This is a genomic window from Streptomyces sp. HUAS CB01, from assembly GCF_030406905.1.
Lineage (GTDB): Bacteria > Actinomycetota > Actinomycetes > Streptomycetales > Streptomycetaceae > Streptomyces > Streptomyces chengbuensis.
Map to the genome: position 1 here is coordinate 1,374,703 of NZ_CP129137.1, position 13,549 is coordinate 1,388,251.

The 13,549-nt window shown below is 73.2% G+C and carries 11 protein-coding genes; 6 read left to right on the forward strand and 5 right to left on the reverse strand.

Annotated elements, in window-relative coordinates:
• Window positions 1-48: 48 nt before the first annotated feature.
• On the forward strand, window positions 49-1,236 hold the full coding sequence (locus QRN89_RS06200) for a TDT family transporter (protein WP_290348337.1): 1,188 nt from the start codon (window positions 49-51) through the stop codon (window positions 1,234-1,236).
• On the opposite strand, the gene QRN89_RS06205 is transcribed toward QRN89_RS06200, so the two are convergent.
• The 4 genes from QRN89_RS06205 to QRN89_RS06220 form a co-directional block, all read right to left on the reverse strand.
• Window positions 1,172-1,882 (reverse strand): helical backbone metal receptor, encoded by a 711-nt coding sequence (locus tag QRN89_RS06205; RefSeq protein WP_290348338.1) that lies wholly within the window; start codon window positions 1,880-1,882, stop codon window positions 1,172-1,174. The genes QRN89_RS06200 and QRN89_RS06205 overlap by 65 nt on opposite strands.
• Complete coding sequence (locus QRN89_RS06210) at window positions 1,879-2,430, reverse strand: helix-turn-helix domain-containing protein (protein WP_290348339.1); 552 nt, start codon at window positions 2,428-2,430, stop codon at window positions 1,879-1,881. The genes QRN89_RS06205 and QRN89_RS06210 overlap by 4 nt, the downstream gene beginning before the upstream one ends.
• 125 nt (window positions 2,431-2,555) lie before the next feature.
• Window positions 2,556-4,391: an ABC transporter permease/substrate binding protein gene (locus tag QRN89_RS06215; RefSeq protein WP_290348340.1), complete on the reverse strand. Its 1,836-nt coding sequence runs from the start codon at window positions 4,389-4,391 to the stop codon at window positions 2,556-2,558.
• A complete protein-coding gene (locus QRN89_RS06220; protein WP_290348341.1) occupies window positions 4,384-5,478 on the reverse strand; it encodes a quaternary amine ABC transporter ATP-binding protein in 1,095 nt (364 codons plus the stop codon). Before QRN89_RS06220 ends, QRN89_RS06215 begins: the two co-directional genes overlap by 8 nt.
• 382 nt (window positions 5,479-5,860) lie before the next feature.
• Between QRN89_RS06220 and QRN89_RS06225 the strand changes: the two genes are divergently transcribed.
• From QRN89_RS06225 to QRN89_RS06245, 5 genes are all read left to right on the forward strand, one after another.
• A complete protein-coding gene (locus QRN89_RS06225; RefSeq protein WP_290353589.1) occupies window positions 5,861-6,781 on the forward strand; it encodes a 5'-3' exonuclease in 921 nt (306 codons plus the stop codon).
• Between the two features lie 48 nt (window positions 6,782-6,829).
• The gene (locus tag QRN89_RS06230) at window positions 6,830-7,666 is read left to right on the forward strand and encodes a siderophore-interacting protein (protein ID WP_290348342.1); all 837 of its coding nucleotides are present in this window, start codon (window positions 6,830-6,832) and stop codon (window positions 7,664-7,666) included.
• 271 nt (window positions 7,667-7,937) lie between these two features.
• Window positions 7,938-8,522: a sigma-70 family RNA polymerase sigma factor gene (locus tag QRN89_RS06235; protein WP_290348343.1), complete on the forward strand. Its 585-nt coding sequence runs from the start codon at window positions 7,938-7,940 to the stop codon at window positions 8,520-8,522.
• The gene (locus tag QRN89_RS06240; RefSeq protein WP_290348344.1) at window positions 8,519-9,331 is read left to right on the forward strand and encodes an anti-sigma factor; all 813 of its coding nucleotides are present in this window, start codon (window positions 8,519-8,521) and stop codon (window positions 9,329-9,331) included. The genes QRN89_RS06235 and QRN89_RS06240 overlap by 4 nt, the downstream gene beginning before the upstream one ends.
• Window positions 9,332-9,645: 314 nt before the next feature.
• Complete coding sequence (locus QRN89_RS06245; RefSeq protein ID WP_290348345.1) at window positions 9,646-10,593, forward strand: ADP-ribosylglycohydrolase family protein; 948 nt, start codon at window positions 9,646-9,648, stop codon at window positions 10,591-10,593.
• A gap of 121 nt (window positions 10,594-10,714) precedes the next feature.
• Here QRN89_RS06245 and QRN89_RS06250 read toward each other — a convergent pair whose 3' ends face one another.
• Window positions 10,715-13,543 carry a DEAD/DEAH box helicase gene (locus tag QRN89_RS06250; RefSeq protein ID WP_290348346.1) on the reverse strand — a complete coding sequence of 943 codons (2,829 nt, stop codon included), beginning with the start codon at window positions 13,541-13,543 and terminating at the stop codon, window positions 10,715-10,717.
• Between the last annotated feature and the right edge of the window lie 6 nt (window positions 13,544-13,549).

Sequence of the window (13,549 nt, forward strand, 5' to 3'; positions counted from 1 at the left end):
GCGAAGGACTGCCTGGTGGGAGGCCGGTCGGGGCCGGACAGTGGGATCATGGTCACCGTCGCCCATCCCCGGACCCCCAGCTCCGCCGTGCCGCCCGGGCCGGTCCTCCCGGCCCGCCCCCCGGTCCGCCAGGTCCGCTCCGGTGGGTCACTGCGCCGTCTCGGGCCGAACTGGTACGCCTCCGTCATGGGCACGTCGGCGGTGGCCATCGCGGGTGCGTCCCTGCCGCTGGTCCCGCCGGGACCGCGCGAGGTGCTCGAATCGGTCTGGGTGCTCTCCGCGCTGGCGCTCGCCGCGCTGCTCGTCGCCCGTGCCGCGCACTGGATCCGCCACCGCGACAGGGCGCGTGCCGATCTCCTCGACCCGGCTGTGGCCCCGTTCCAGGGCTGTGCGGCGATGGCGCTCCTCGCGGTCGGCATCGGCTCGCTCGCGGTCGGCGGTGGCGTCATCGGCGAGCAGGCGGCGGTCGTGTCGGCGACGGTGCTGTTCGCCGCCGGCACCGTGGTGGGGCTGACGGCCGCGGTGGGGGTCCCGTACCTGCTCGTGACCCGGGGCAGGGTGCGGGTGAGGGACGCGTCCCCGGTGTGGCTGCTGCCCGTGGTGGCCCCGATGGTGGCGGCCACCCTGGGCGCGCTCCTCGTGGGCCGGGTGCCCGCCGGACCGTGGCGGAGGGCCGCGCTGCTGGGCTGCTACGGGCTGTTCGCCCTGAGCCTGACCGCCGTCCTCGTGATCCTGCCGCTGGTGGCCGTGCGGCTCCTCCGTGACGGGCCACCGCCGCTCGCCCTCACACCGGCCCTGTTCCTGGTGCTCGGCCCGCTGGGCCAGTCCACCACGGCCGTCCACAAACTGGCGGACGCGGCCCCCTCGGCCGTCGGAGCGGCGGACGCGGCGGCCCTCGGGTCCTTCGCGGCCGGCTACGGGACGGTCGCGCTCGGCCTCGCGCTGCTGTGGCTCGTCCCCGCCGCGGCCCTGGTGGTACGGGCGGCTCGCCGGGGGATGCCGTTCGCGATGACCTGGTGGGCGTTCACCTTCCCGGTCGGTACGTGTGTCACGGGGGCGGCCGCACTGTCCGCGCGCACCGGTGTCGCCGCTCCGGCCTGGGCGGCGGCGGGTCTCTACGCGTTCCTGGTCGTGGCCTGGGCCGTCGCCGCGGCCCTCACCCTGCGGGGTCTCACCGGCGGAGCGCTGCTCGCAGCGCCGTCGGCGCCGCCGCCAGTGACGGCCCGTACCAGGTGAGCATGCGCCCGTCGACGAGCGCGGCGGGGATCCCCGGGAACGCCTCGGGGCCGTCGTCCGCGGTGAAGCGGTAGGGCTCGTCGGGGAGGACGACGAGGTCCGCGCCCGCCGCGTTCAGTTCGTCGAGCGGGATGCGGGGATAGCGGTCCGGGTGTGCGGCGTGGACGTTGTCGACGCCGAGACGGGCGAGCAGATCGCCGGCGAAGGTGTCACGGCCGAGGACCATCCAGGGCCGCCGCCAGACCGGCACCACCGCACGGCGCGGCTCGGCCGGGGGTTCGACGGCGTCCCAGGCGGCCTCGGCGTCGTCGAGCCATCGGGGGCGGGGCACGCCGCAGGCGCCCAGGACCCGTTGCAGTTCGGTGAACGCCTGGGGCAGGGTGCGCACCTCGGTGACGAGCACCTCGACCCCCGCGGTGCGCAGCGCGGCGAGGTCGGGCTCCCGGTTCTCCTCCTCGTTGGCGACGACCAGGTCGGGCCGCAGCGCGACCACCGCCTCCACGTCGGGGTTCTTCGTGCCGCCGATCCTGGCCGCGGCGAGGTCCGCGGGGTGGGTGCACCAGTCCGTGGCGCCGGCGAGCAGCCCGGGCGCGCTGACCGCGATGGCCTCGGTGAGCGAGGGCACCAGCGAGACGACCCGCGTCACGGTGCCACGGCCTCGATGTGGTCGGCGACGGCGACGACGAGGAGGCGGGTGCCGGGGCGGGTGGCGCGCCAGCGGTGGAGCACCCCGCCGGAGAGGAAGAGGGTGTCGCCCTTCTCCAGCCGGTGGGCACGGCCCTCGGCCTCGACCTCCGCGCCGCCGTCCGCCACGTACATCAGCTCGTCGTTGCGGTGCTGGTGCTCGCCTCCGGCGTCCTGCTCACCGGTGAACTCGACGGCGTGGAGCTGGTGGTGACCCCGCACCAGATGGCGCACGCCCGGCCGGGCGGCGAGGGCGGCGTCGTCCGCGCGGACGATGTCGACGACCCGGCAGGAGTCGGCGGCGGCGAGCAACTCGGCGGCGGTCGTCTCCAGCGCGTCGGCGACACGGTGGAGCGAACGCATGCTGGGCCGGGCCCGTTCGTTCTCGATCTGGCTGAGGAAGGGCACGGACAGCCCGCTGCGTCCGGCGACTGCGGCGAGCGTGAGATCCAGGGCCCGGCGCCTTCGGCGGACGGCGGAGCCGACACGGAGCGCTTCCTTGTCTCCCATGACTGAGGTCCCTCCTCCTCTCTGTACCTTACGCACGTTCCGGCCCGGGCAACCCTCCGTCGCCCCTGCCGCAACGGCGAGGACCCCGCCACGTTATGTGACGGGGCCCTCACCGGTGGGGGGATTCAGTTGGTCTGCTGCGGCGATGAGCCGTTCGCGGCGGCCGCTACCGGCGTCCACCTGTCGGCGAGGCCGGGGTTCTCCTCCAGCCAGGCGCGGACGGCTTCCTGCTCCTTGCCCTTGCCGGTCTCCTGGATCTTCGCCTCCAGGCCGGTGAGCTGCGCCTCGGTCATCTTGAAGCCCTGGAGCCACTTGCCGACCTGCGGGTTCTCCTCGGAGAAGCCCTTGCGGGCGAGGGTGTGGATGCCGTCGCCCTTGCCCCAGGTGCCCTTCGGGTCCTTCAGCTTCTTCAGGTCGTAGGTGCTGTAGGCCCAGTGCGGCGACCACAGGGTGGTGACGATGGGCTCCTTCTTGTCGTACGCCCGCTTCAGCTCGGCGAGCATGCCGGGCGTGGAGCCGTCGACGACCTCGTACTCGCCCTCCAGGCCGTACTCCTTGAGGACCTTGTCCTCGAGCAGCCCCATCATCCCGGCGCTGGGCTCGATACCGACGATGCGGCCCTTGAAGCGGTCGGCCTTGCCCTTGAGGTCGTCGAGGGAGTCGACGTCCTTCATGTACGCGGGAACGGACAGCTCCAGGGAGGTCGGGCCGTACCAGGAGCCCTTGTCCTCCAGCTTGTCGCGGTACCTGTCCCAGTACTGGGCGTGGGTGACCGGGAGCCAGGAGTCCGTCTGGAAGTCGATCTGCCCGCCGGCGAGCCCGGTGTAGAGCGACCCGGCCTCCAGCTGCTTGGCCTCGACCTCGAAACCGCGGCGCTCCAGCAGTTCCTTCCAGAGGAAGGTGGAGGCGATGCCCTCGTCCCACGGGATGTAGCCCACGGAGATCTTCTTGCCCCGGCCGACGTCGCCCGCGCCGCCCGCCCCGGTGGGCGCGGCTCCGCCGAAGACGCCCATGCCTCCCGCGACGAGCGCGAGGACCACGACGCCGACCATCGCGACGACCGGCTGGGGACGGTGGTTCCAGATCCTCAGCCCGCCTGCCGCGGCCCCGGCCCGGGCGAGGGCCCGGCGGCGGAGGGGCGAGACCTGGCGCCCCAGCGCGCCCGTCATCCGGTCCAGGTACATGGCGAGGATGACGATGGAGACCCCGGCCTCGAAGCCGAGTCCGATGTCGACGTTGCCGATGGCGCGGTAGACGGCACCGCCGAGACCGCCGCCGCCGACCATGCCCGCGATGACCACCATCGACAGGCCCAGCATGATCACCTGGTTGATACCGGCCATGATCGTGGGCAGCGCGAGCGGCAGCTGGACGCGGACCAGCGTGTTGCGCGGCGTGGTGCCGAACGCCTCCGCGGCCTCCACCAGCTCCTTGTCGACCTGGCGGATGCCGAGCTCGGTCATGCGCACGCCGGGCGGCAGCGCGAAGACGATGGTGGCGATGATGCCCGGGACCACACCGACGCCGAAGAAGATGATGCCGGGGATCAGATAGACCATGGCCGGCATCGTCTGCATGAAGTCCAGCACCGGCCGGATCGACGCGCTGACGGCCTTGGAGCGGGACGCCCAGATGCCGAGCGGCACCGCGATCACCAGCGTGACGATGGTGGCGACGAGCACCAGCGAGAGGGTCGACATGGCGTCGTCCCACAGCTCCACGGAGTCGATCAGGGCGAAGCCGGCGAAGGCCAGACCGCCCGCGAGCAGACCGCGCAGCCACCAGGCCACCACGGCGAGGATGCCCGCGAAGAGCAGCGGCTCGGGTGCGGACAGCGCCGCGTCGATGCCGTCGTACATGCCCGTGACGACCGAGCTGATCGCGTCGAACAGCCAGGAGAGATGGGACTGGAGCCGGTCGACGCCGCCGTCGACCCAGTCGCCGAGGGGAAGCCTAGGCACTCGCGCTCACCTGCTTCTGCTGCGGCAGACGGCGGACCGGGGTGTCGCAGGGCACCGGCTCACCCGGCTCGCCGCCGACGAAGCCGATCAGCCGGGACTGCGGCACGACGCCGACGACCTGGCCCGAGGCGTCCTTGACGGCCACGGGATGCGGGACGCGGGCGCTGACGGCGCACACCTCCGCGACGAGGGTGTCGGGCGTGACCGTCTCGCAGCCGCACGCGTCGGCCTCGTCGGCGCTCTGCGGCTCGCTCATCACGGCGGCGGCCGTCAGCACCCGGGAGCGGTCCACGTCCTGGATGAACGACGTCACGTAGTCGTCGGCGGGGCGGAGCAGGATGTCCTCCGCGGTGCCGAGCTGGACGATCCGGCCGTCGCGCATCACGGCGATGCGGTCACCGAGGCGCATGGCCTCGTTGAGGTCGTGGGTGATGAAGACGATGGTCTTCTCGAGCCGCTTCTGCAGTTCGAGCAGCTGGTCCTGCATGTCGCGGCGGATCAGCGGGTCGAGGGCGCTGAACGACTCGTCCATCAGCAGCAGGTCGGCGTCCGTGGCGAGGGCACGGGCGAGCCCGACGCGCTGCTGCATACCGCCGGACAGCTCGTCCGGCCAGGACTGCTCCCAGCCGGCGAGGCCGGCGAGCTCCAGCGCCTCGGCGGCGCGGCGCTCGCGCTCGGCGCGGGCCACGCCCTGGACCTCCAGGCCGTAGGCGGCGTTCTCCAGGACGCTGCGGTGGGGGAACAGCGCGAAGTGCTGGAAGACCATGCTGATCTTGTTGGCGCGCACGTCGCGGAGCCCGCGGGCGCTGAGCGCGGTCAGGTCCTGACCGTCGAAGAGGACGCGTCCGGCGGTCGGTTCCAGCAGTCCGTTGAGCATGCGCAGCAGCGTGGACTTGCCGGACCCGGAGAGACCCATGACGACGAAGATCTGCCCCGGCTCGACGGAGAACGAGGCGTCGATCACCGCGGCTGTCGTTCCGTCGGCGCGGAGCTCGTCACGGCCTGCGCCGCTCTCGAGCCTGCGTACCGCCTCGTCGGGTCGTCTGCCGAACACCTTGTACAGATGCTCGGCCTGCAGCCTGGACACATACACCTCACGCGTCGAACCGAGAAACGGCCCGCTTCCCCCGGCGGCGGGCCGTGGAGCGGCCGGGTTCTGCCCGCTGCCCGGCGCCCTCACTGCTTGCAGGCACGATGGGGTCCGCTCCGGCGCCGCGCCTGCCCCGGCCCTCGGGATGACAAACGCGAGCGTGATCCAGTTCACGGGCATGTCGGCAGGTCACGGCGGGTCGGCCGGGCGGTCATGGGCGGCTCGGTGGCCGCGCCGGGGCCGTGCGGCGCGAGGGCCGTGACGGCCGAGGGCGGAGTCCGCGGCGGCCGGTCAGCAGCCGGCCCTCACGCCCGGTGCTCCCGGGTCGGGGTTGTTGTCGGCGGCGTACGGCATCATTCGGACTGTGACGCGACGCCTGATGCTCCTCGACACCGCCTCCCTGTACTTCCGGGCCTACTACGGGGTGCCGGACTCCGTGCGCGCCCCCGACGGCACGCCCGTCAACGCCGTGCGCGGGCTGCTCGAATTCATCACCCGGCTGGTCCAGGACCACCGTCCTGACGAGCTGGTGGCCTGCATGGACGCGGACTGGCGGCCGCAGTGGCGGGTCGAGCTGATCCCCTCGTACAAGGCGCACCGGGTCGCCGTGGAGACCGAGACGGGGCCGGACGAGGAGGAGGTCCCGGACACCCTCTCCCCCCAGGTCCCCGTCATCGAGGACGTCCTGGACGCCTTCGGCATCGCACGGGTCGGCGTCGCGGGCTACGAGGCGGACGACGTGATCGGCACGCTCACGGCCCGGGCGACGGGCCCGGTCGACATCGTCACCGGCGACCGCGACCTGTACCAGCTCGTGGACGACGCCCGCCGGATCCGTGTGCTGTACCCGCTCAAGGGCGTCGGCATGATGCAGGCCACCGACGAGGCGGTGCTCCGCGAGAAGTACGGCGTGGACGGCCCCGGTTACGCGGACCTGGCGCTGCTGCGGGGCGACCCGAGCGACGGACTGCCGGGGGTGCCGGGCATCGGCGAGAAGACCGCGGCGAAGCTGCTGGCCACTTACGGGGACCTGGCCGGGATCATGGCCGCGGTCGACGACCCCGCGTCCCGGCTGACGCCGTCCCAGCGCAAGCGGCTGGACGAGGCGCGGCCCTATGTGGCGGTGGCCCCGAAGGTCGTCCGGGTGGCGGGCGACGTGCCCCTGCCCGGCTTCGATCCCGCCCTGCCGAAGGAGCCCCGTGACCCGGGCGGACTGGAGCAGCTGGCCGCGCGCTGGGGTCTCGGGAGGGCCGTCGGCCGGCTGCGTACGGAGCTGGCGACCGCGAGTCCCCGCGACTGAGGTGTTAACTTAGGCAAGCCTAAGCACCTAGAGTCAGGGGAGACCGCCGTGGCAGAGACAGCCGCCCGCAAGGCACCGCAGGTCCATGAGGCCCGCGTCCTGCGCACGGAACGGATCACCCCGCACATGGTGCGTCTCGTCCTCGGCGGCGAGGGACTGGCGTCGTTCGCCACGGAGGGCTTCACCGACCAGTACGTGAAGGTCGTCTTCCCGGTGCCGGGCGTGACGTACCCCGAGCCGTTCGACATGGCCCGGATCCGCGAGGAGCTCCCCCGCGACCAGTGGCCGAGCAATCGCACGTACACCGTCCGTTCCTGGGACGACGTCCACCGCGAGCTCGTCATCGACTTCGTGGTCCACGGTGACGAGGGCCTCGCGGGGCCGTGGGCGGCCCGGGTCCGGCCCGGGGAGACCGTGCGGCTGCTGGGGCCCGGCGGCGGCTACGCACCCGACCCGGCGGCGGACTGGCATCTGCTCGTGGGCGACGAGAGCGCGCTCCCGGCCATCGCAGCCTCGCTGGAGCACATGCCGGTGGGCTCGCGGGTCCATGCCTTCGTCGAGGTCTCGGGCCCCGAGGAGGAGCAGAAGATCGCCACTCCGGACGGGACCACCGTCACCTGGCTGCACCGGGGTGCCCGTCCCGTCGGCGAGGCGCTGATCGCCGCGGTGCGCGGACTGGACTTCCCCGAGGGCGAGGTGCACGCCTTCGTCCACGGCGAGGCGGGCGCGGTGCGCGAACTGCGCCGCCATCTGCGGCTGGAGCGGGGCGTCCCGCGCGAACGGCTGTCCATCTCGGGTTACTGGCGCCTGGGCAGGACCGACGAGGCCTGGCGGGCCGTCAAGCGCGACTGGAACGCGGAAGTGGAGCGCGAGCAGGAGGCGTAGCGACCGCTCCGCGCACCCGAAACACCGTCCGCCCCACGGGCCCCGCCGCAGGATCGTTTGCGCTGCTCAGCTCACCGTTCTCCCCCGCTGTCCCCGGCCGGTCCGCCCGCAGCGGCGGGCCAAGGACTCGGCCGGAACACGGACGCGTAAAAAGTTCGGCGCGACGGCAGTCAAGACCCGCCTCCGCTCCGTATAGGGGAAGTGACACCCGCGGTGACGCAGGTCCGGGGAAGAGGGACCCGCCGGAGCAGACCGCGGCGAGGGGAGAGCGGTGAAGGAAGCGATACGCATCACAGGGGCACCATCGGCGGGGCCGGGACTCGACGAACTGCTCGTCCGGGTCGCGCGCGGCGATCAGCAGGCCTTCTCGCGTGTGTACGACGCGGTCTGCGGACCCGTACTCGGCGTCGTACGCGGGGTGTTGCGCGATCCCGCCCAGTCGGAGGAAGTGACGCAGGAGGTCCTGGTCGAGCTGTGGCGCACCGCGGCGCGCTACCAGCCCTCCCGTGGCTCCGCCCTCACCTGGACCCTCACTCTCGCCCACCGTCGCGCCGTCGACCGCGTACGCTCCGCCCAGGCCGCCGTCGAACGCGAGCAGAAGGCCGCGCGGCTCGGCGGCACACCGGCGTTCGACGACGTCGTCGAACAGGTCGAGGCCCGGCTGGAACGGGAGCAGGTACGGCGTTGCCTGCGCACGCTGACCGAGCTCCAGCGCCAGTCGGTGACCCTGGCGTACTACCGCGGTCTCGCCTACCGCGAGGTCGCCGAACTGCTCAAGGTGCCGCTGGGCACCGTGAAGACACGGATGCGCGACGGGCTGATCCGTCTGCGCGACTGCCTGGGGGTGAACGCATGAGCGCCGCGGCGAAGGGAGCGGGGCGGGACGCCGAACTGCACACGCTGACCGGCGCGTACGCCCTCAACGCGCTCGGTGACCGGGAGCGTGCCCGGTTCGAGCGGCATCTGGCCGCGTGCCCGGCCTGTGAGCAGGAGGTACGGGAACTCGGAGCGACGGCGGTACGGCTCGGGCTCGCCGTCACGGAGGCCCCTCCGTCCGCGATGAAGACGCAGGTGCTGGCTCGGATCTCGACCGTGCGCCAGGAGCCGCCCAAGGTCGCCGCCGCGGAGGCCGGCCGTATTCCGGTCCCGGTGCACAGGGCCCGCCCGGCCGGCCGGCGCAGGCTCTCCGGCTTCGTCCTCGCCGCGTGCGTCGCGGGGCTCGCGGCGCTCGGCGGGGTCACGGTCGTGCAGCAGCGGGCCGCGGACGAGGCCAGGACCGAGGCCCGTGAGGCCGCCGAACTGGCGCAGCGGCGCACCCAGGCGCTCGCGGACATCCTCACCGCGCCGGACGTACGCACGCTGAGCGCCGCGCTCGGGGAGGGGGCGACCGGCACCGTCGCCGTCTCCCGCGAGCGTGACCGCGCCGTGTTCCTCGCCTCCGGTCTGCCCCGGCCGGACAGCGGCAAGGTGTACCAGCTCTGGTTCGCGGACGGCGGCACCATGCGTCCGGCCGGGCTGCTCGCCTCGACGGGAAGTGCGGAGGCGCTGCTGATGGACGGCGCGGTCGGCCGGGCGACGGGCATGGGCATCACCGTCGAACCATCCGGGGGATCCCCGGCGCCGACCTCCGAGCCGCTGGGCCTGCTCAGCTTCCCCGCGGGATAGCCCGGACGTTCACGCCCGCGCCCGGGCGGGGCGGGATCCCTCCCCGTGGGCCGGGAGCTTCCGCCCGCGCCCGGGCATGTGGGGGTTCCCGCCCGGCAGCGGCGGGCGTCGCCGCCGCGGCAGCGGCGGGCGTCGCCGGCCGCCGCCGCCCGGATGGGTCCGGGTGCCGCGGTGCGCCTTCGGGGCCCGCTCGGCGCGGTGTCCGTACGCCCGGGCGGGGGCGCTCGGCCGCGTCCCCCTGCTGCCGGCCCGCTCCCCCGGGCCTGTCCTTCCGGTCGGCGCACCGCGGCCTCCGCGCCCCGTACGCTGACCGGATGGGCGGCGCGCACAGGGCGGATCGGGCGGACCGGGTGGCCGGGGCGGTGGTCGGCTCCGCCGTCGGCGACGCGCTGGGCGCGCCCTTCGAGTTCGGACTGCCCGGCGTGTACACGGCCCGGTTCCCGGACGGTGTGGGGGAGATGTGCGGCGGTGGCGGCTGGGACCCCGGCGAAGCCACGGACGACACCCAGATGGCGGTCCTCGTCGGTGAGTCGCTCCTGGAGCGCGGCGGGTTCGACCCCGCCGACATGTTCGACCGCTTCCGTCGCTGGGCCGCGGGCGAGCCCAAGGACATCGGCCTGCAGACCGAACAGGTGCTGGGCAGCGGTGACCCCTGGGACCTGGCGGCCGCGCTGCACTTCCAGGTCAACGGCCGTGCGGCGGGCAACGGTTCACTGATGCGGGCGGCAACGTCCGCCGTGTACTTCGCCGGCGCAGGCCGCGCCGCGACGATGGCGGTGGCCCGCCGGATCGCGGCGCTCACCCACGGCGACTCCGCGGCGTGGGAGGGCACGGCGGTCCTCCACGAGCTGATCCGGGTGGCACTCGAAGGGAACGACCCGGTGTCCCCCCGCGCGGTCACCGCCGCGCTCGACGAGGTGCACACGGACCACCGGGAACGTTGGGCCACCGTCCTGGCGCCGGACTGGCAGCCGGACGACGCGACCGAGTTCAACGGGGCGGTCTGGCCGTGCCTGGGTTCGGCGCTCTGGGCACTGCGGGCGACGTCGTCCTTCGAGGAGTCGCTCGGTGCGGCGATCGACCTCGGCGGGGACACGGACACGGTGGCGGCGGTGACCGGAGCCCTGTCCGGGGCGGTGTACGGCGCGGGGGCGATCCCCGCCCGCTGGACGCGTCCCCTTCACGTCCCCCTCCCGGGCCACGGCCCCCGGGTCCTGCGCATGCAGGATCTCCGGCTCCTGGCGCTCACGCTCGCGCGCTAGCGGGAGGTTCGGGCGGCGTGCCCCCGCGTGCTTCCAGCCCGCCGGGCCCGGCCGCACCGAACCCCCGGCTTCCACACGCCTGGTGCACCGCACCACCGGGGGCGGCGCACCAGGCGCGAGGTCAGCCGACCGAGCTGTACGCCACCACGCCGCGCAGCACCGCGTCCACGGCCTTGCGCGCGTTGCGGGCCACCGTGGAGTTCTCGCCGGGCGCCGCTGCCGCGATCTGGCCGAGCACGTCGATGACCTGCTTGCACCAGCGGACGAAGTCGCCCGCGGGCATCTCCGCCTCGCGCAGCACCTCGTCCAGGCCCTTGCCCGAGGCCCACTGGTACGCGGCCCAGGCGAAACCGAGATCGGGCTCGCGCTGGCCCACGCCCTCGGCCTGGTTGATGCGGAAGTCCTCCTCCAGGGCGTCGAGCCGGCCCCAGATCCGCACCATCTCGCCGAGCGCGGCCTTCGCCTTGCCGGAGGGCAGCTTCGGCGCCACCGCGTCGTCGGCCTGCCGCGCCTCGTACACCAAAGCCGAGACGCAGGAGGCGAGTTCGGCCGGGTTCAGCCCCTCCCACACGCCTTCGCGCAGACACTCACTGGCCAGCAGGTCGAGCTCACCGTAGAGCCGGGCGAGCCGCCGGCCGTGCTCGGTGACCTCGTTGCCCCGCAGGTAGTCCAGTTCGGTCAGCAGCGCCACGATGCGGTCGAAGGTGCGGGCGATGGTGTTCGTCCGGCCCTCGATGCGCCGCTCCAGCTGGCGGGTGTCGCGCTGGAGCCGGTGGTAGCGCTCGGCCCAGCGGGCGTGGTCCTCGCGGTCGTCGCAGCCGTGGCAGGGATGGGCGCGGATCTCCTTGCGCAGCCGGGCGATCTCGCGGTCGTCCGCGGCGGCGGCGCGCGGCTTGCGGTGCCGGTCGGGCACGATGTGCCCGGCCTTGGTCCGCAGCGCCGAGGCGAGGTCGCGCCGGGACTGCGGCGAACGCGGGTTGAAGGACTTGGGGATGCGCATCCGCTCCAACGGCTCGACGGGGACAGGGAAGTCCATCGAGGCGAGCCGCTTGACCTGCCGCTCGGCCGTCAGCACCAGGGGGCGCGGCCCGTCGTGGTACTCGTACCCGCGGTGGCCGTTGGACCGGCCGGCGGGCAGCCCGGGGTCGAGGACGAGCGCGAGGCCGGCGAACTTGCCGGTGGGGACGTGGATGACGTCGCCGGGCTTGAGCTTCTCCAGCGAGTCGGCGGCGGCCGCGCGGCGCTGCACGGCGCCCTGCTTGGCCAGCTCCGTCTCACGGTCCTTCAGCTCGCGCCGCAGCCGCGCGTACTCCTCGAAGTCGCCCAGATGGCACGTCATGCCCTCCCGGTAGCCCTCGAGCCCTTCCTCGTTGCGCTGCACCTGACGCGAGATGCCGACGACCGACTTGTCCGCCTGGAACTGCGCGAAGGAGGTCTCCAGCAGTTCACGCGAGCGGTGCCGCCCGAACTGCTGCACGAGGTTGACGGCCATGTTGTACGACGGCTTGAAGCTGGAACGCAGCGGATACGTACGGGTACCGGCGAGGCCGGCGAGAGCCCCCGGGTCCATGCCGCGCTGCCAGAGCACGACCGCATGGCCCTCCACGTCGATGCCGCGCCTGCCCGCCCGCCCGGTCAGCTGCGTGTACTCGCCGGGGGTGATGTCGGCGTGCTGCTCGCCGTTCCACTTGACGAGCTTCTCCAGCACGACGGACCTGGCGGGCATGTTGATGCCGAGGGCCAGGGTCTCGGTGGCGAAGACGGCCTTGACGAGGCCGCGGACGAAGAGTTCCTCCACGACCTCCTTGAAGGTCGGGAGCATCCCGGCGTGGTGCGCGGCTATGCCCCGTTCCAGGCCCTCCAGCCACTCGTAGTAGCCGAGGACGTGGAGGTCCTCGCGCGGGATGGAGGCCGTGCGCTCCTCGACGACGGCCCGCACCTCGAGACGGGACTCCTCGTCGTTGAGCCGCAGCCCCGCGTACAGGCACTGCTGGACGGCGGCCTCGCAGCCGGCGCGGCTGAAGATGAACGTGATGGCGGGCAGCAGCCCTTCCGCGTCCAGCCGCTCGATGACCTCGGGCCGTCCCGGGGTCCAGATGCGGCCGCGCTGCCTGCGCTCGCGCTCGCGGTCGGCCTCGCGGACCATCTTGCCGCGGCGGCGGTCGCGCGGGTTGTACGTGCGCGAGTTCTCCATCCTGGCCAGCCGGACCAGGTCGGGGTTGACCTCGCGTCGGGCGGCGCCGCGCCCGCCGTGGTCGGTCTCCTCCTCGAAGAGGTCGTACATCCGGCGTCCGGCCAGCACGTGTTGCCACAGGGGCACGGGGCGGGACTCGGAAACGATCACCTCGGTGTCACCGCGGACGGTGTCCAGCCAGTCGCCGAACTCCTCCGCGTTGGACACCGTCGCCGAGAGCGACACCAGGGTCACCGACTCGGGGAGGTGGATGATCACTTCCTCCCACACGGCGCCGCGGAAGCGGTCGGAGAGGTAGTGCACCTCGTCCATGACCACGTGACCCAGCCCGTTCAGCGACTGGGAACCCGCGTACAGCATGTTGCGCAGGACCTCGGTCGTCATGACGACCACCGGCGCCTCGGAGTTGACGCTGTTGTCGCCGGTGAGCAGGCCGACCCTCCCGGGGCCGTACCGCTTCACCAGGTCCGAGTACTTCTGGTTGGACAGCGCCTTGATCGGGGTCGTGTAGAAGCACTTGCGCCCCTGGGCGAGGGCGAGGTGCACGGCGAACTCGCCGACGATCGTCTTGCCTGAGCCCGTGGGAGCCGCCACGAGCACGCCCTTGCCCGCCTCGAGCGCCTCGCAGGCCTCGATCTGGAAGGGGTCCAGCTCGAAGTCGTACATCTCGCGGAAGGGAGCGAGCGCGGTGGCCTGCTCGGCGGCGCGGGTCCGGGCAGCTGCGTATCGCTCGGCTGGTGAGAGGTCCTCTGTCATCTTGTA